The 18,617-nt window shown below is 41.7% G+C and carries 18 protein-coding genes; 3 read left to right on the plus strand and 15 right to left on the minus strand.

Annotated elements, in window-relative coordinates; translation table 11 throughout:
- Positions 1 to 46 precede the first annotated feature (46 nt).
- The 12 genes from AC27EF_RS05900 to AC27EF_RS05955 all read right to left on the minus strand — a co-directional run bounded on the left by AC27EF_RS05900 (position 47) and on the right by AC27EF_RS05955 (position 13,646).
- Positions 47 to 1,036 (minus strand): electron transfer flavoprotein subunit alpha/FixB family protein, encoded by a 990-nt coding sequence (locus AC27EF_RS05900; protein ID WP_487109547.1) that lies wholly within the window; start codon positions 1,034 to 1,036, stop codon positions 47 to 49.
- An 18-nt stretch (positions 1,037 to 1,054) separates the two neighbouring features.
- A complete protein-coding gene (locus AC27EF_RS05905) occupies positions 1,055 to 1,858 on the minus strand; it encodes an electron transfer flavoprotein subunit beta/FixA family protein (RefSeq protein ID WP_487109549.1) in 804 nt (267 codons plus the stop codon).
- 30 nt (positions 1,859 to 1,888) lie between these two features.
- Positions 1,889 to 3,025: an acyl-CoA dehydrogenase family protein gene (locus AC27EF_RS05910; RefSeq protein WP_487109551.1), complete on the minus strand. Its 1,137-nt coding sequence runs from the start codon at positions 3,023 to 3,025 to the stop codon at positions 1,889 to 1,891.
- Positions 3,026 to 3,133: 108 nt separating this feature from the next.
- Positions 3,134 to 4,561 (minus strand): D-lactate dehydrogenase, encoded by a 1,428-nt coding sequence (locus AC27EF_RS05915; RefSeq protein WP_487109553.1) that lies wholly within the window; start codon positions 4,559 to 4,561, stop codon positions 3,134 to 3,136.
- 26 nt (positions 4,562 to 4,587) lie between these two features.
- Positions 4,588 to 5,874 carry a nickel-dependent lactate racemase gene (gene larA / locus AC27EF_RS05920; RefSeq protein ID WP_487109554.1) on the minus strand — a complete coding sequence of 429 codons (1,287 nt, stop codon included), beginning with the start codon at positions 5,872 to 5,874 and terminating at the stop codon, positions 4,588 to 4,590.
- Between the two features lie 19 nt (positions 5,875 to 5,893).
- Positions 5,894 to 7,441: an L-lactate permease gene (locus AC27EF_RS05925; RefSeq protein ID WP_487109555.1), complete on the minus strand. Its 1,548-nt coding sequence runs from the start codon at positions 7,439 to 7,441 to the stop codon at positions 5,894 to 5,896.
- A gap of 613 nt (positions 7,442 to 8,054) precedes the next feature.
- Positions 8,055 to 8,597: an NADH peroxidase gene (locus tag AC27EF_RS05930; protein ID WP_487109557.1), complete on the minus strand. Its 543-nt coding sequence runs from the start codon at positions 8,595 to 8,597 to the stop codon at positions 8,055 to 8,057.
- Positions 8,598 to 8,724: 127 nt separating this feature from the next.
- Positions 8,725 to 9,120 carry a Fur family transcriptional regulator gene (locus AC27EF_RS05935; protein WP_487109558.1) on the minus strand — a complete coding sequence of 132 codons (396 nt, stop codon included), beginning with the start codon at positions 9,118 to 9,120 and terminating at the stop codon, positions 8,725 to 8,727.
- A 198-nt stretch (positions 9,121 to 9,318) separates the two neighbouring features.
- Positions 9,319 to 10,722 (minus strand): FAD-binding oxidoreductase, encoded by a 1,404-nt coding sequence (locus tag AC27EF_RS05940; protein ID WP_487109559.1) that lies wholly within the window; start codon positions 10,720 to 10,722, stop codon positions 9,319 to 9,321.
- 3 nt (positions 10,723 to 10,725) lie between these two features.
- Entirely contained in the window at positions 10,726 to 11,919 is a 1,194-nt protein-coding gene (locus AC27EF_RS05945) for an electron transfer flavoprotein subunit alpha/FixB family protein (protein ID WP_487109560.1), read from the minus strand.
- 14 nt (positions 11,920 to 11,933) lie between these two features.
- Entirely contained in the window at positions 11,934 to 12,722 is a 789-nt protein-coding gene (locus tag AC27EF_RS05950; RefSeq protein WP_487109562.1) for an electron transfer flavoprotein subunit beta/FixA family protein, read from the minus strand.
- A gap of 222 nt (positions 12,723 to 12,944) precedes the next feature.
- Positions 12,945 to 13,646: a FadR/GntR family transcriptional regulator gene (locus AC27EF_RS05955; protein WP_487109563.1), complete on the minus strand. Its 702-nt coding sequence runs from the start codon at positions 13,644 to 13,646 to the stop codon at positions 12,945 to 12,947.
- 206 nt (positions 13,647 to 13,852) lie between these two features.
- On the opposite strand from AC27EF_RS05955, the gene trhA reads away from it, so the two are divergent.
- Positions 13,853 to 14,497, plus strand: a complete 645-nt coding sequence (gene trhA, locus AC27EF_RS05960; protein ID WP_487109565.1) for a PAQR family membrane homeostasis protein TrhA — start codon at positions 13,853 to 13,855, stop codon at positions 14,495 to 14,497.
- Between the two features lie 9 nt (positions 14,498 to 14,506).
- Here trhA and AC27EF_RS05965 read toward each other — a convergent pair whose 3' ends face one another.
- The 3 genes from AC27EF_RS05965 to AC27EF_RS05975 all read right to left on the minus strand — a co-directional run bounded on the left by AC27EF_RS05965 (position 14,507) and on the right by AC27EF_RS05975 (position 16,575).
- Complete coding sequence (locus tag AC27EF_RS05965) at positions 14,507 to 14,797, minus strand: GIY-YIG nuclease family protein (protein ID WP_487109566.1); 291 nt, start codon at positions 14,795 to 14,797, stop codon at positions 14,507 to 14,509.
- Positions 14,798 to 14,912: 115 nt separating this feature from the next.
- Positions 14,913 to 15,599 (minus strand): peptidoglycan DD-metalloendopeptidase family protein, encoded by a 687-nt coding sequence (locus tag AC27EF_RS05970; RefSeq protein ID WP_487109568.1) that lies wholly within the window; start codon positions 15,597 to 15,599, stop codon positions 14,913 to 14,915.
- Positions 15,600 to 15,639: 40 nt separating this feature from the next.
- A complete protein-coding gene (locus AC27EF_RS05975) occupies positions 15,640 to 16,575 on the minus strand; it encodes a SpoIID/LytB domain-containing protein (RefSeq protein ID WP_487109569.1) in 936 nt (311 codons plus the stop codon).
- A 73-nt stretch (positions 16,576 to 16,648) separates the two neighbouring features.
- Between AC27EF_RS05975 and AC27EF_RS05980 the strand changes: the two genes are divergently transcribed.
- Positions 16,649 to 16,915, plus strand: coding sequence for an HPr family phosphocarrier protein (locus tag AC27EF_RS05980; RefSeq protein ID WP_487109570.1), 267 nt, complete (start codon positions 16,649 to 16,651; stop codon positions 16,913 to 16,915).
- Between the two features lie 231 nt (positions 16,916 to 17,146).
- Entirely contained in the window at positions 17,147 to 18,601 is a 1,455-nt protein-coding gene (locus AC27EF_RS05985; RefSeq protein ID WP_487109571.1) for a nicotinate phosphoribosyltransferase, read from the plus strand.
- The last annotated feature ends 16 nt before the right edge of the window (positions 18,602 to 18,617 follow it).

An 18,617-nucleotide genomic window follows, 5' to 3' on the forward strand; every position in this document is an offset into this window, starting at 1 on the left:
TTTTAAATGGTGAATATACATTAAGTATAGAAACAAGCTTCTTTCATTATTGTACTTCTTTGATTTTTTTAATTTCTTCAATCATAACCGGAAGCACTTTCATTACATCTCCCACAATTCCTACATTGGCTACATCAAAAATCGGCGCATCTTCATCTTTGTTAATTGCCACAATATAATCAGAATTCATGATTCCTGAAATATGCTGTGTTGCACCGGAAATCCCACATGCGATATAAAGCTTCGGAGCAACAATTTTTCCGGACTGTCCAACCTGATGGATTTTAGATACCCATCCGTCTTCTATTGCCGGTCTCGTAGCTCCTACCACACCGCCTAACAGACTGCAAAGTTCTTCCACCAAAGCAAAATTTTCTTTGCTGCCCATGCCGCGTCCTCCGGATACAATCACCTCTGCTTCTTCCAGATTGATGGATTCCGCAATCTCTTTTACAGTCTCTGTAATCTGAGTGCGAATCTGATCCTGTGGTACAGACACTTCTTTCTCCACAATCTCTCCCGCTGTCGGATTCTCCAATTTTTGAAAAGCTCCCGAACGCATCGTTGCAACCTGCGGACAACCGTCAATTTCTACATCCTCCAGAATGGTTCCTCCATACAGTGGACAAGTATAAATTACTTTTCCATCCTCCGCTTTCACTGCCATCACATCAGACGCACATCCTGCTCCACATTTTGCCGCGATCATCGGCGCAATGTCTTTCCCATCCTGTGTGCCGCCGATCAGCACTACTGCCGGACTTTCTTCTTTCATTAATTCTGTTATAACTGCTGCATAGGCATCCAGATTAAATTTCTCATACTCTGGTGAATCCACAGTAAGCACCTGATCTGCGCCAGCCGCCGCAACTTTCTCGGCTGCTTCTTTTATACCGTTTCCAATGACTGCCGCAATAACTTTGCCTCCCTTAGCATCCGCCAATTCTTTCGCAGGAGAGAGCATTTCCAATCCGACTTTGACCGGACTGCCTTCCGCAGTTTCCACATATACCATAATATTCTTACAATCTGCCATGTCCTTTGTTCTCCCTTCCTAGAATACTTTGGCATCTGCCATCATTGCCACAGCTTTTAATGCTGAATCTTCATCAGTTTCTTCCTGAATTTTCACTCCAGCCTCTTTCTTGGCAGGTTCATACAGTTTTACCATTTTCACCTTTGCATGATCCATTCCGACGTTCTCATCTGCAAGATCCGCAAGGTCTGCCATGGAAATATCCCCGATTGGTTTTTTTCTGGCTGCCATCTTATTCTTGATGGTCGGATAGCGTGGATCATATTCCGGTTTTGTAACCGTAACAACACACGGAGCGGATGCCTCAACCGTACGATACCCTTCTTCTGTTTCCTGTTTTGCAGTCACTTTATCGCCATTCAAAGCAATCTCTGTGATATTGGTAATTACACCCACATTCATCTCTTCTGCCAAGGTAATTCCTGCCTGACCCAAAGCCGCATCTGTGGCTTCTTTTCCGCAGAAAATAAGATCAAATTTCTTTCCGGAATCTGCCTCCAGTTTTTTTGCCGTACAATTTAAAATTGATGCAATCCCCTTGGTATCAGAGCCTTCAAAGGCATCGTCCTGTACTAAAAAAGCATGATCTGCCCCAACCGCCAAACAGTTTTTCAAAGAATTTTTGGCGCTGGCATCTCCAATACATACAACTGTAATCTCTCCCTCAGAAGCTTCTTTCAGCCGGGCTGCCATCTCTAATGCATACGTATCAAATGCATTGACAACCGGTGTTACATTGGAAAGATCCGGCGTCCCCTCTGCATTTAAGTGTATTTCTACAGAATCATCCGGAACCTGTTTGATACAAACTAAAATGTTCATCGTTCTTACTCCTTTTGCTCGTCTTATTTCCTATCTGCCAATGGTATTATTTGCGATAACGATTCTCTGGATTTCATTACTTCCCTCGAAAATCTGGAAGATTTTTGCATCTCTTAACAATTTTTCTACCGGATATTCTCTGCTGTACCCATATCCTCCAAACATCTGAATTGCTTCGGAAGCTACTTCCATCGCAATATCCGAAGCATAGCATTTTGCAATTGCGGCTTCCTTAGAATGCGGAAGACCCATATCCATCTTTGTCAATGCATGCGCTACCATTTGACGGGCGGTTTCCACTTTGATTTCCATATCCGCTACTTTAAACTGCATTGCCTGATTCTTAATGACCGGTTTCCCAAATTGTACTCTCTCTTTTGCGTAAGCAATTCCTTCATTGATTCCACGCTGTGCAATACCGGCTGCAACGCATCCCATCCATGCTCTTGCCTGATCCAGAGTCTTCATTGCAATTCCAAATCCTTTTCCTTCTCCGCCGACTAAGTTTGCTGCCGGAATTCTGCAATCCTCTAATACCACATCACAGGTATTGGACGTACGAATTCCCATTTTATTTTCTTCATTTCCTGTACTTAAGCCCGGAGTTCCTGCATCTACCAGGAACATGGAAATTCCTTTTACCCCTTTTGACTTGTCTGTCATCGCAGTAATACAATAGAAAGATGCGATTCCTCCGTTGGTAATAAAGCATTTTCTTCCATTTAGTACATACTCATCACCGTCTTTGACCGCAGTTGTTGTTCCGGCGCTTGCATCAGATCCTGCGCCCGGCTCGGTCAAACAGAAGGCTCCGAATCCTCCGTCAATGATTTTCTGACAAACATGTTTTTTCTGTTCTTCATTTCCTGCAATTAATACCGGTTTTGTTCCAAGTCCGCTGGCGGAGATTGTTGTTGCAAATCCTGCATCTGCAATTGCCATTTCTTCAATCAGCGCTGCCACGTCAACCCTGGACAAGCCAGGTCCGCCGTACTCTTCTGGAACTTCCAGAGAATGCAGCTGCATCTCGATCGCCTTATCATAAATTTCTTTTGGCCACTCACCGCTGATATCATATTCTTTACACTGCTCTTTGACTTCGTTTTCACAAAACTCATGAACATCCTGTAATAAATCCTGTGCCTCTTCTGAAATTAAATATGCCATTTCCATATCCTCCTTAAAATAACTGCTTAACTTCTCTATGATTTTTTAATTGCTTATGTTTATGTTTTTTCGCTTTGCTTAAGTTTTATTACCTGTTTCTTTTAAGTTCTATAATTTATAACAAATCTTACCCGGATTTAAAATCATATTTGGATCGAAAACTTCTTTAATTCCTTCCATAACGCGCATTTGTACCGGTCCCAGAGATTGAGCGAGATAATCCATCTTTCCGTGTCCAATTCCATGCTCTCCGGAAATCATGCCGCCAAATTCTGTTGCTTTTGCATAAACCTTATCCATAAATACGGCAACCTGTCTTTTAAACTCTTCTTCTTCCATATCATTGCTGCACGTATAAATATGTAAGTTTCCGTCACCTGCATGACCAAAACTCTTGACTCTAAAATCAGACTCTGCTTCCAAAGACTTCGTATAGGTTAAGAACTCGGCAATTTTATTGGTTGGCACAACCACGTCGCACTCATCCAGCAGCACAGTATCATCTTCAATTGCCTCTAACAGAGCTCCCCGGACAGCCCATGCATCTCTCTTTAATGCCGGTGTGTCTGCCACAAGAACATCAATCGCACCTGCCTCAAACACAACTTCGGAAGCTTCTTCAATAATATCCTCCAGCTGCTCTTCGGAATTTCCGTCGAACGTAGCCAGCAAATAAGCTCCGATTTCCGTTCCTTCCAGTTCTTTTGGATATACTTGCTTTCCTAAGAATTTCTCTGTATCCATTACAACTTCTTTTTCCATAAATTCCAGAGCCTGAGGAGCTAAATGGTGTAAAAAGAACTGTGGAACCGTGGCAATGCAATCTTCCAGATTCTCGTAAGGAATAATTAAACTGATCACCGCTTTTGGCGCCGGGATGACCTTAAGAGTTAATTCTGTAATAATTCCCAGAGTGCCTTCGGAACCAATCATCAAATTTAACAAACTATATCCGGAGCTTGTTTTTGAAACCGTTGCTCCCAGTTTCACAATCTCGCCTGTCGGGAGTACCACCGTCATGGCACGTACATAATCTCTGGTACATCCATATTTCACAGCTCTCATTCCCCCGGCATTGGTTGCCACATTCCCGCCAACCGTTGCAAACTTCTCTCCCGGATCCGGCGGATACAGCAGTCCCTGTTTCTCTGCATCCTGTGCAAGATCATTTAACAGCACTCCGGATTGAATTTTTACTACGAAGTTTTCTTTGTCATATCCAAGAATTTTATTCATCTTGGTCAAAGAAATCATCACACCGCCTCCGATGCTGACTGCTCCCCCAACCAGTCCGGTTCTGGCTCCACTTGGAGTTACAGGAACCTTATGCTCATTACAAAGTTTTACGATTGCTGCAACTTCTTCTGTACTCATCGCTTCAATCAGTACTTCCGGTCTTGCCTTTCCATAAATCGCCATCTCGTCATGGGTGAAATCATCGTTGATTTCATCTCCCACCAGAACACGTTTCGGAGCAATCTCCTTGAATTGTTCAATCATCTCCGGTGTTACCTTGTTATACGAATATTCACTCATCTATTTTCCTCCTTAAAAATAAATTACTATTTTGCACGGACAATTACCGAAACTCCGTCCGGAATTACCGTAATCGGACTGTTCTTCTTACCGAGAAACATATCCGCCATTTTAATTGCCTCATCCACATTCTCGGCATATTCCATCTGCATATCTTCCACCATCTGTTTTGGAGCTTCTGTCACAAGAATGACCTTATATTTCAAAAGAATTCTGCACAAAATCTGCGCCTCCCATTGATCCGGAATGGTTTCATCCCTCGGAGTATCCAAAAACCGTTTCATAATAACTTCTTTGTCTTCTCCTCCGGCAAATGTATCATACAGAGACTGTCCCCCATGCCCGTCGGCACAGCTTGTTACCATGATAATCACGCCACCCGGATTGCAGGTTGCCTCGGCAGCTGTCATTCCTTTCACAGATTGATAAATATTCTGATCCAATGGATAGCCCCCATTGGTAGAAATTACAATATCTGCCGGTCTGGCATCCACACCGGACAACCGATCCACAAATCTGCATCCTTCCCGATGTGCCTCATTGAACTGCCCTGCGTAAGCCTTGATCACTTTTTTATCTTCATCCAGCACCACATTGACAATAAATGCAAGCTTTGCGGTTTCTGCTGCATAAACCATATCTTTGTGGATTGGATTTCCGTCCAGAATTCCGGTTCTGGCATATTTGCTATCAATAAATTCCGAACAGTGATTTGCCATAACCGTCACCGCACTGGAGACACCCGGCAGCACACTTTTTCTTCCTCCTGAGAACCCTGCAAAAAAATGAGGTTCAATAAATCCTTCTGAAATCAACAAATCTGCTTCCCAGGCAACTTTGTTAATTAAGAGCTTACCTCCGGATGGAAGGGTTCCGATCTCCACCATCTCATCATCATTATGACTTAAATGAACAACAAAATGGATATCATCCCGATCTACATACTCCTCTCCGAATTTATAAATCAGCTCTTCCCTTGTGGTAGGACGGTGAAATCCGGTGGCAATTAAAATCGTCAGCTGTGCATCCGGATTGCCCGCCTTAATTTCATCCATCACTGCCGGAAGAATGACTTTACTAGGAACCGGTCTTGTATGGTCACTGGCAATCATAACAATATTTTTCTTTCCTTTTACCAGCTCTCTTAACGGTTCTGACTGAATGGGATGCTCCAGAGCCTCTCTTACCATTTCTTCCTGTCCTTTTTTGGCTTTGTAAGAGCTTGCATCCGACACCAGTGTTCCTTGAAATCTTTCATCAGGAATCGTAACCGTAATCCTCTCTTTTCCAAATGGAAGCCTGACTTCTGCCATATTTTTACCCCTTTCTTTACTAGATGAATTTCACGCCAAAATAGCAAACAACACCATAAACAATCACAAACAACACAAAATATTTAATAACTTTTGTTAAAATCGCGCTTTCTTTTCCAACTGTTGCTGTTGCTGCTGTTGCAACTGCAATACTCTGCGGAGAAATGATTTTTCCTGCAGTACTTCCTACCGTATTCGCAGCCACCAGCCACATTTGATTGATCTGAAGCTCCGCTCCGGTACTTGCCTGAAGTTTTGAAAACAAAACGCTGCTGGAAGTTGAACTTCCCGTTACAAAAGTTCCGATGGAACCGATCAAAGGCGCTACAAGCGGATAGAAGCTTCCCGTTACCTGTACAATAAAGTCTGCGATTGATTGAGTCATTCCGCTGTAACCCATAATTTTTGCAGTTGCCAGAACTGCCATAATCGTAATAATGGTCTTCAGCATCTGAATCACCGTATCACCCAGAACCTTAAAAATTTCTCCCACCGGACATTTTTGAATCAGCCCGCCGATAAAAGCAGCGATGAAAATCAAAATTCCGGGTGTCGCAATCCATGTAAAGGTATACGGTGCGGCTCCTGCTCCTGTATAAATCATCACATCAGACTTAATTGCAGCTAGGGGATCATGAATCGCCGGAACCAGTGTTGAAGTAATTAACAGAAATACTAAAACCAAAATGAATGGACTCCATGCAACCAATGCTTCCTTTCCTGTCAGCCTCTCATCATCATCTTCCATCTGAATATCAAACTTCGACGGTCTCCCCTTAAAAATTACTTTTGCCAGTAAAATTGTCACAGCCATACAGCACACAGAGCCGATAATTGCCGGAAGTTCCGCACCGATAAATCGCGCTGTCAGATACTGTGGAATCACAAATGAAACCCCGGACATCAAAGTGATAAACAATACATCTTTATAATCAGCAAATCCCTTTGCCCCCTCATGCTTTCCTGTCATAAACACTACTAAAAACGGAGCCACAATCACCATCACAGCCAACTGTAATACTACATAAGATGCTGTCATATGCGGACTCATTCCGGTCACATTGGCCGCTGTTACCGTCGGAATACCAATAGATCCAAAAGCCACCGGAGTTGTATTTGCCACAAGACAAACCGTCGCGGCAAAAATCGGTTCAAACCCCAGTCCCACTAAAATTCCTGCCGGGATTGCCACCGCAGTTCCAAATCCTGCCATACCCTCCATAAATCCACCGAATCCCCATGCAATAATCAGCACAAGAATCCTCTTATCTCTGGAAACAGAAGTCAGCATCTTCTTAATCCGTTCCATATTTTTCGTATGTACTACCAAATTGTACGTAAACACTGCTGCCACAATGACTAGGCAGATCGGCCAGATTGCCATTGCAAAACCTTCCAGTCCTCCTGTCAGCACATCAAGAATTTTCTGCTTCCACAAAAACAAAGCTTCCGCCACTGTAATAAGAAGTGCAATCGGACATGCAACGTGCCCTGACATCTTTAATCCGCTTAACGCAATAATCAAAAAGATAATTGGAAGCATCGCCAAAATAAATTGAATGAACATGATGAGTCTCTCTCCTTTCTGTCCAAAAGATCAATGGTTATAAAACGCCTGCTCATTAGAGCCTTTTCTCTTACTCGTTCCCTGCAAGCCCCTTTGTTGTGCGTATACGCGGATTTGTAGGATTGGTCCTACCTTTTTCCTGTATGTATATGGTAGGACCAATCAGATGAAAAGTCAAGCTATTTTTTGTTATTTCTAACTTTTAAATTCTTTTTAAACGCCTTTCTATTGTTTAATTTGCACAATTTTTTAGTTTTTAATTAATTCTGTATATTGTATTTATTGTTTGAAATCAGCTTAAAACCGTTCTTTTCAAAAATAGAAACTCATTTCTATCTCTAAAAATTTCGTCAATTTCTACAAAAATGAATTTCCTGCTTTGTATCTCTTTGAAAACTGTCTCATCTGAACTATATGAACCAGAGACCGAACATATACCTTGTTTGTCCCATTTTACTCAAACCGTACACTCCGCAAAAGATCTCATCGCTGGGAGCGTTTTTGTAATATAGGAAAGTCAGAACTTTCCTAATATTACAAAAGGAGATATCAGCCAAATCGCCGATATCTCCTTGTATGATGTTCTGATATATTTTATTAAATGGATCTTGAATTATCCGAAATATCTTTTTAATAATCCTTCAAACGCCTTACCGTGTCTTGCTTCATCCCTTGCCATCTCATGTACTGTGTCATGGATTGCATCCAAGTTCGCTGCTTTTGCTCTCTTCGCAAGATCAAATTTTCCGGCAGTTGCTCCGTTTTCTGCATCAACACGCATTTCCAGATTTTTCTTTGTGCTGTCGGTCACAACCTCACCAAGAAGCTCTGCAAATTTTGCTGCATGCTCTGCCTCTTCATAAGCTGCTTTTTCCCAATATAATCCAATTTCCGGATATCCTTCTCTATGAGCGACTCTTGCCATTGCAAGGTACATTCCGACTTCTGAACACTCACCTTCAAAGTTTGCTCTTAAATCAGCTAAAATATCTTCGCTGACTCCCTGTGCTACTCCGACTACATGCTCTGCAGCCCATTCTCTTTCTCCTGTCTGCTCTTTGAATTTATCTGCTCCTACTCCGCATGTAGGACATTTCTCTGGTGCCTGATCTCCCTCATGAACGTATCCGCATACTGTACAAACCCATTTTTTCATAATTTATTCTCCTTTACTTACTTTTGTTCATGTCTTCTTTGACATAATTTCCTTTTTACACCTTTTACAAAATCAGTAACAATTACTGTTTTTGTTATCTTAATATTACCATCGCGATTTTCCTTTGTCAATGCTTTTTTAAACATTTTTTGCAGATTCCTTTAAAATAAATCACGCTTTGTTCCATTTGACCTGGAAAATTTTCACCTGCAATCTCTCGGATTCTTTGATCCATTGATTCTATTTCCATATCAATAATTTCACCGCAGTCCCGGCATATAAAGTGATAATGTGGATCTACGTTCGCATCATAGCGATCCGCACCGCCCTCATAGGTTAATTTCAAAATCTCGCCCCGTTCACTTAACAACGCAAGATTTCGATACACAGTTCCAAGACTTATGTGCGGAAATTCTTTTTTGATATTCATATATATGGTATCGGCAGTGGGATGGTCTTTGCGAGTCATCAAAAATGCAACGATTGCATCTCTTTGTTTACTTCGTTTCATTGCTGGCTGCATAAACTTTCCTTTCCCTTTATCATAACAATAACAATTACTATTTTAGTTTATCGAAACTGTCTTCTTTTGTCAAGAGACTTCCTGTTCTTTTTCCCGGAATCTTTTGTACGCCAAAAAGGCGGCACCGGTCTGGTCCCGCCGTTTCGGCAAGTTTCAACTTAAGAGGTTTTATTCTTTTCCCATGAAGTAATGGGTCAGTTAACTTTGGAATACTTTATGAGGGTTCAGTATATTTTTCGGATCAAATGCCTGCTTGATCCCATTCATTAATGCAATCGTTTCCGGATCTAAGGACTCTTTTAAATATGGCTTTTTGGCATATCCGATTCCATGTTCTCCGGATACCTGACCGCCCAGTTCTTTTGCTTTCTGGTAAATTTTTTCCATTGCAAGTCCCATTCGTTTTTCAAATTCTTCCTGTGTCAGATCATCCCGCAGGATATAGGAGTGCAGATTTCCATCTCCGGCGTGACCGAAGCTTTTAATCCGGATATCTACTTCGTTGTGAAGATTGTGCAGATAATCTACCATTTCATTTACCTTATTTCTTGGAACAACCATGTCGACCTCATCCATATAGGTGGTAGATCCTTTAATTGCCTCAAGGAAAGCTCCTCTGGCTTTCCAAATGGATTCTTCCCTTTCCTCGGTATCGGAAATCAGCACATCAAGAGCACCTTGTTCCAGACACAGTTTGGCAACTTTATCATACTGCTGTTCAATTTCCTCTGTGGAATTGCCGTCAAATTTCAACAAAAGATACGCATCGGATTGAGAATCCGGGAATTTCTTCCCAAGGTATTCTTCTGCGTCAATAATAACCTCCCTCTGCATAAATTCCACAGCAGTTGGAATTGCTTTTGACTTAATAATCAGAGGCACTGTATCAATTGCCTTTTTTAAAGAAGGGAATGGTATCAACAAACTAATTGCCTTTTTCGGCAGAGGGAGCAATTTTAAAGTAGCCTTTGTGATAAAGCCCAAAGTTCCTTCTGAGCCGATCATCAAGTCTTTTAAAGAATATCCGGAACTGTTTTTCACGACCTTTCCTCCAAACTCTACGATATTTCCGTTTGGAAGCACAACCTCCAGTCCTCTGACATAGTCTCTTGTCACTCCATATTTTACCGCACGCATTCCTCCGGCATTGGTACTGATATTCCCTCCGATGGTTGCGGATTTCTCTCCCGGATCCGGCGGATAGAAAAAGTCATGATCTTCCACATAGGCAGACAATTCCATTAACAACACGCCGGGTTCTACCGTAATCGTAAGATTTTCCTCATCCAGCTCTAAAATATGATTCATCAGACTGGAATCTATCATAATTCCATGTTCCATTGCCACAGAAGAACCCACCAGTCCCGTTCCTGCGCCTCTCGGTGTTACCGGAATATTATTTTCATAAGCATATTTCATAATTTGGGAAATTTCCTCTGCTGACACTGCTTTTACTACCACGTCCGGGTAACTGTTGGTTCCGCTTAATTCATCGTGACTGTACTCTTCATTGATATTTTCTCCGTACAAAATTCTTTCCGGGTCAGTAATTATCTCTTTCATGGCTGCCAAGTCTGGCGCCTCAAATTTTTTATAATTCATCGCTTATGCCCCCTTCGCCGCTTTTATTTTTTCAATCAGCTTCGGTATAATATCATAAATATCACCGATCAGACAATAATGTGCCGTTTCAAAGATCGCCGCTTTTTCATCAGAATTAATTGCGACAATACAGTCGGAGTTGTTCATTCCGGCAACAAACTGAATCGCTCCCGCGACACCGCAAGTAATAACTAATTTCGGACGCACCGTCCTGCCGCTTAATCCGACCTGACATTTTGCATCCAGCCAGCCTGCCTCTGCCAGAGGTCTTGTGCATGCCACCTGTCCGCCCAATAAATCTGCAAGCTCGCGAATCATTTCCAAATCTTCTTCTTTTTTTACTCCTCTTCCTGCCACAACCAAGACGTCTGCAGATTCAATAAATTTTTCAGGCTCTTTCTTTACAATGTCCAGTACTTCCACCCGGGCTTTTAATTTTTCCTCATCAATTGCACAGGAGATAACTTCTCCATGCGTTTCTTCCATGCGTTCTGCCGCATCCATCACCTTATAACGAACAGTTGCCATCTGAGGGCGGTGATTCGGAGTTAAAATATGCGCCATAATATTTCCGCCAAACGCCGGGCGTATCTGAGAGAGATCTGTATTCTCATCCATCTCAAGAATCGTACAGTCTGCCGTCAAACCGGTTTTAAGCCGCGCCGCTACTCTCGGGGCCAGCTGTCTTCCCACGGTAGTCGCGCCTGTCAGGATCGCTGATGGCTGATGCTTTTTAATAAAATCTTCAAAAACCGCTGTATAAGATTCAATTTTAAAACGATCCAGCTGTGGAAAATCATACACAAAGACTTTATCTACCCCATAGTGGAGCAGTTCTTCCGCTTTTTCTTCCACCTTGCTTCCCATAAATAATGCATACACCGGATGCTGAATCTTTGCTGCAAGCTCCTTTGCCTTTCCAATTAATTCATATGTAACCGGATGAATGTTGCCGTCAATGTGATCGACATAAACCGCAATGCCATTCCACTGACTTTTATCAATTTCTTCCTTTTTTTCGTCTTCTACGTACTCTACGGCACCTTCCGGACCTTTTTTTACACATAATCTGCACATCTTACATGCCGCATTGATAGAAATTTTTCCGTCCTTTTCTTCCATTGCTCCAAATGGACAAATATCAACCAAAGCTTGTGGATTTTCTATTTTTTCCTGGTGAACTACTAATTTTGGCATTTCATTTTCCCCCTTTAGATAAATTTCATATCTGCAATCATATGGAATAATTTGTCTGCGGTTTCTGTACCGTCTCCGTTCCACACTTCCCGATGATCATTGGTTTCCGGAGGGAAAATACGTTTCACCTGTGTTGGAGAACCATTCAAACCATAATGTGTTTCATCCTGATCTTCCATATCATCCAGCGAATATACTTCGATCTCCCGATCCGCTGTATCCATTTTCTTTACATAAGACGGAAGTCTCGGCTGAAAAATATCTTTATCCACAGATAAAAGACAAGGATATGATACCTTGGCAACCTCCAGCTCATCTGGAAGATCCATCTCAATTGTAATTGCTTCCTTCTCTATCTTTGTAATCTTCTTTACATTCGATACACTTGGAAGATTCAGCCACTCGGATACTTCGGAACCTACCTGAGCCGTATCTCCATCCGTCGTCTGTTTTCCGCAGAGGATTAAATCAAAAGCTCCCATTTTTTTAATTCCCTGTGCCAACGTATAACTGGTTGCCAATACATCCGCTCCGCCAAATCTTCGGTCAGATAACAACGCTCCTCGATCTGCACCCATGGCAAATGCCTCCTGAATGACTGCTTTTGCCTGCGGCGGTCCCATACTAATCACGCTGATGGTTCCTCCTGTTTCCTCCCGAATCCGTAGCGCAGTTTCCAACGCATAAAGATCATACGGATTCATTTTGGAATCAGCTCCATTTCTCAGCAGCACACCGGTCACCGGATCAACTTCTACTTTATTAGAAGCCGGCACCTGTTTGATACACACTAAAATATCCATGATTCTTCCTCCTCAATTCCGATATTTTCCTTTGACACTCTCCGATAATTGGTACTACCAATTTATGTTTTAAAAAATTTGGATGCCTTCACATCCTTTTAATTGGTACTACCAATTTATGTTTCAATTATAACATATAGGACAATTTTGTCTAGTATTTTTTTAAAACAATGCACTTTTTATGAAGATTGCACAATAAACTGTATAAAAATTGTACAATTTCTACAGTACCTTTTGAAGAATCTTATCAATCATATCAAAATGATCTGTCATAGCTTTCTGCCCATTTTCAGCATCCCGCTTCAAAAGACATTCTACCATTTGTTTATGAGCTTCCTGAAGCATTCCTTTCCTTCTTTCCGTCCGCAAAATTTCTCTTCGCATATCTGCAATAAAAATATCCATGACTTCTGATAAAGCATTTAAAATATCAAAAATCAAAACGTTTTTCGATGCCTTGGCAATGGCGTAATGAATCTTTTTATCCAGCATTGTTTTTTCTTCATCATCGCTGCTGATGTCCAGTCTTTTTACATATTCCTGCATCTTCAAAATCTCATGATTCTCTGCATTTTGAACCGCCAGAATATATGCTTGAATTTCCAGCCCTCTACGAACCTGATTGATCTGGTCATAATCTAATTCATTTAACATAAACATCATAGAGAGCGTATCCACCAAATACCCTTCAAAATTTGACGAGATATAATTTCCGGCGCCCTGTCTGCTGGATACCACACCGGACACTGTTAAAATCTTTAATGCTTCACGAACGGAATTTCTGCTGACGCCCAGCTGCTCCGCAATTTCCCGCTCAGGCGGAAGACTCTGTCCGAGCACCAGTTCCTGATCCATAATCATATCGCGGATATGATGCATGACAATTTCATATGCTTTTTTTGATTTTTCTATCTTATGTTCCATTTTTTACTATAACACTCCTCAATCAATGATGCGCCATTCATCCGGCTCTCTAAAATGGTCTTCTACCATTGGATTATTATAACAAACACAGTTTTTTTGTAAAGCCCCTTGCAATCTTGCCAGAACAGGTGTAGTATAAAAGAAGTTATCAAGTAGTATTGAAAACTACGTTTATTTTGTATCATTTTCCAGACTGGAGGTATTTTATGCAAAAAAGATTAAAAGATCCCGGCAGCGCTATTACACATTTTATCGGAATGGTTTTCGCCGCTGTTGTGTCTGTTCCGCTTATTATCAAAAGTATTTTATCCGGAAATTATGTGAGAATCATTTCTCTTCTTATATTCACACTGAGTATGATTGGTCTTTATGGCGCCAGTACAGCTTATCACTCCTTCAATATTTCTCCGCGAATCAATAAATTGTTAAAAAAATTAGATCATGCCATGATTTTTGTATTAATCGCAGGTTCCTATACCCCAATCTGTACCATTGTTCTCGCAGGTACTCTTGGTTACGGACTGCTGACCATCATCTGGATCATCGCCATTCTAGGGATTGCATTTAAAATGTTCTGGGTTACCTGCCCCAAATGGATCTCTTCTGTCATGTACATTGCCATGGGATGGCTTTGCATTGTTGCCATCGCGCCGATCATCCACAGTCTTTCCCATACCTCCTTTGGATGGCTACTTGCAGGCGGTGTCATTTATACGATCGGCGGCATTATTTATGCCTTAAAAATCCCATGGTTTGAGCATCATTGGAAAAATTTCGGATTACATGAAATCTTTCACCTCTTTGTCATGGGCGGAAGTCTCTGTCATATGATTTTAATGTTTCAAATCTAAACCTTTGTTCTATTTTAAATATTCGGAGAGTTTGCTTTCCTGCTGATTTTTTTGAATCAGCAGGAGTTTTTCTTTTCTTGTCAAACGCTTGATTCTCGCTTCCCGGCTCATAGCCTCCTGTTTTGTATGAAATTCCTCTACATATACCAGCTCCACAGGTCTTCTGGACTTTGTATATTTTGCCCCTTTTCCCTCATTGTGCATCCTCAAACGGTGTTTCAGATGATTGGTCCACCCGGTATACAAACTTCCGTCTCTGCACTTCACTATATATGTTACATTTCTGATTGTTTTTTCCATTTTGTTTGTTCCCTAAGTTTTTTCCGCAATTTAAAGGGACACTTCCTGTTATGAAGTGTCCCTCATGACCTTACAAATGATGCTGTTGGTTTTCTCCAAACATTCTAATATCATTTTATTCTAAATATTTTCCCGGATCAACACTCTTTTTGTCTTTTTCCATCTGAAAATAAAGATTGGTTCCTTCCAGTGTATAATAGTCTGTCGGCGCTGCCACCTGACCAATCACCTGACCCTTCTCTACAACTTGCCCTTCTTTCACTGAAATCTTTTTCATCTGACCGTAAAGCGCCCGGTATCCGCTTCCCAAATCCAACAAAATAGTTTGTCCATATTCCGCAGATTTTTGGATTTTCTCTACCTTTGCCTGTTTCACTGCTTTCACGGAAGCTCCTTCTTTTGCCTCAATTAAAATTCCTTTGTTAATTCGATACTGGTCAAGAGATTCAAAGTACACGGTTGATTCCACACTGTAAGGCAGTAAAATATTTCCCTGAAGCGGCCAGATCAGCTTTGATGTACCATCATAGCTCATCCCCTGGTTCATCGTACTTTTTGTCTCCTGTGTTGATACGGTACGTTTCTCTGTTGTTGTCTCTGTCTGTGTTGTTCCCTGTGTAGCGCTGTTATTTACTCCTACAGATTTCTGTTCCAGCTCGACTTCCTGTTTCGCGATTTCGCGCTTCTGCCGAAACTGGACACTGTAATAAGCCATAACTCCGAGAAACAATACAAATCCGACAATCATCACCCCATAATATTTTCTCAATGGAAAGGGGTTCTCCCTGTTATTCTTTCTCATTTTCATCACCTCAAGGTTAGTTTTGCCCATTTCCCTGAGTTTATTCATACAGTTTTTTGATTCTAATCCCGCTATAAAAATATTTTAAAATGGAGGAATACTTTTTTCCTTCTTTTGCCATTTGACACGCCCCGTACTGGCTTAATCCCAATCCATTTCCTTTGCCCAGACAGACCATCCGCACTTTCCCTTCATACGACTCCAAATAAAAATTATTGGACGCCAAATGAAACCATTCCGCCCAAGCTGTTCCTGATACAACCACCGAATCTGCCTGTACCTGTTTCACATATCCGTTTTTTGTCATTCTGCGAATTTTCAGATTCTTTTTCAAACGCTCCTCTTTTAAATCTATTTTTTTATTGTTTTTGACAGTTCTGATAATTTCCGCATATGTAACGATCTTGACAGACATATAATCTTCTGCCTCCACGTCGTAAAGACTCTCCCGTTCTTTTAAGTATGGCATTTTCGTTCCAAACCATTCTTCGCCGCTTAAGGTTGTTCCCACACTGATTCCATGAAAATACGGCTCAATGCAGATATTTTTATACGTTATTACTTTTCCCAGCGTATCACTGACCGCTTTCCTTCGCTTTTGATCTACCCGCGCATATTTTTTATTTCCCAGCGCTTCCAAAAGCTCTTCATCGGTCTGTTTCTTATATGGAAGTTTATTTTCACTGATTTTTTTTGAAGTTCCCATTCTGCGAATCAAATCAGTTCGCAAAATAACTGTCTGGGCTTTCAAAGCTTCCTCCTCCTCATCCATGGAAATTTGTCCCGGGAGGATCCACAAAAGAAATTGTTCTAAATCAATTTCCTTTTGATTTGACAAAATTTTATAACCGCTGTCATATCGTTCCGGCTGAATCTCCGACTTTTCATTTCCTTTGGTCATAAAAACGGTAGTCAGGTATGGAATTGTAATGAATAAAAATAATAAAAAGAAAACGTATGACATTTTGTACCTCATGCTCATCCCCCTTTTGTCCGTCTTACTATTTTATGTTACAATAGAAGAAAATATGAAGGGAGAATGAAAATTTATGAAAACCTATCCTTTTACCATCCAGTCGATTCGAGGTCTGCATGCGCGCCCCTGCGCCAGTCTCGCTGCAGCTGCCAAACAGCTGGAGGCATCGATTTATCTTGAAACCAATGGCAGAAAAATCAATGTCGCCGATCCCATTGCTCTTATGTCATCTGGAATTTCATATGGAGATGATATTATTTTACGAATTTCTGGAAAGAATGAAGACGAGGCATTTCAAATCATCAAAGATCTGATTGACAGTGAACTTTTCGACGATTAGAGCCGATGATTCCATTGTGCTCCGCACTGGACGAGCTTCGCTCGATAAGGTATACCCTCTGGGGGCACTCGTAAATACATAGTGCTCCGCACTGGACGAGCTTCGCTCGATAAGGTATACCCTCTGGGGGGCACTCGTAAATACATAGTGCTCCGCACTGGACGAGCTTCGCTCGATAAGGTATAATTTAGGGGAGTCATACAGAAACTGGAAAGGGGATAAAACGCTTTTATGAATACACATCAACTGACCTTGCTGACCGATCTTTATGAATTGACGATGATGCAGGGGTATTTTAAAACCGGAAACGATGAAACGGTAGTTTTCGATGTCTTTTATCGGGAAAATCCTTCCGGCAGCGGTTATGCTATTACCTGTGGATTGGAGCAAGTCATTGAATATATTAAGAATTTGTCTTTTTCATATGAAGACATTGATTATCTACGAAGCCAGAATCTATTTGATGAGGATTTTCTGGAATATTTGGCAGGCTACCATTTTACCGGCGATATCTATGCGATCCCGGAAGGTACTGTTGTTTTTCCAATGGAACCGCTTTTAAAAGTAACGGCTCCGATGATGGAAGCTCAGCTGATTGAGACAGCTGTTTTAAATATTATAAACCACCAGAGCCTGATTGCCACCAAAGCATCCCGGGTCGTCTATGCAGCCGGCGGACAGGGAGTCATGGAATTCGGCTTACGCCGTGCCCAGGGTCCGGATGCCGGTACTTACGGCGCCAGAGCCGCCGTGATTGGCGGGTGCGACGGCACCTCCAATGTACTGGCAGGAAAATGTTTTGATCTTCCCATTCTCGGAACTCATGCCCACAGCTGGATTATGAGCTTTGATGATGAATACACCGCATTTCTCACGTATGCAAACTTATACCCAAATGCCTGCACCTTACTGGTGGATACTTACGATACGCTTCGTTCCGGTGTTCCCAATGCAATTCGTGTCTTTGAAAAATTACGCCGGGAAGGCAAAATGCCCGCTAAATACGGGATTCGTTTAGACAGCGGGGATCTTGCTTATCTAACCAAAAAAGCCCGGGCAATGCTAGATGCTGCGGGATTTGAGGATGCTGTAATTGCTGCATCCGGTGATCTCGATGAACACTTGATTGCCAGCTTAAAATTGCAGGGAGCTCCCATTACATCCTGGGGCGTTGGAACAAAGCTCATCACATCTTCCGATTGTCCTGCATTCGGCGGTGTATATAAGCTCGCAGCATCCAAACATCAAGGGGAAGCTCACTTTACCGCAAAAATTAAAATTTCCGAAAATCCGGCAAAGATTACTAATCCGGGAGATAAAACAGTTTTCCGAATCTATGATAAGAACGCCGGAAAAATCCGCGGTGATTTAATCTGTCTCACCGGGGAAACTTACGATGACTCCGAGGATCTTGTGATTTTTGACCCTCTCGCTACATGGAAGAAGTCAACGATTCGAGGAAACACTTATTTTATGAAAGAGCTTCTCGTTCCTATTTTTCAAAAAGGACAATGTGTTTATGAAAATCCTTCTGCTATGGAGATTCGCAGCTATTGTCAAAAAGAACTGGAAACATTATGGGATGAAAGCCGACGCCTTATCAATCCTCAGGAGGTATATGTGGATCTTTCGGTTCCACTCTACCAACTGAAACGCCAATTACTCGATCAAAATCATAAAAACTAAAGAAGGGAGATACCCC

The organism is Anaerostipes stercorihominis (assembly GCF_057535655.1).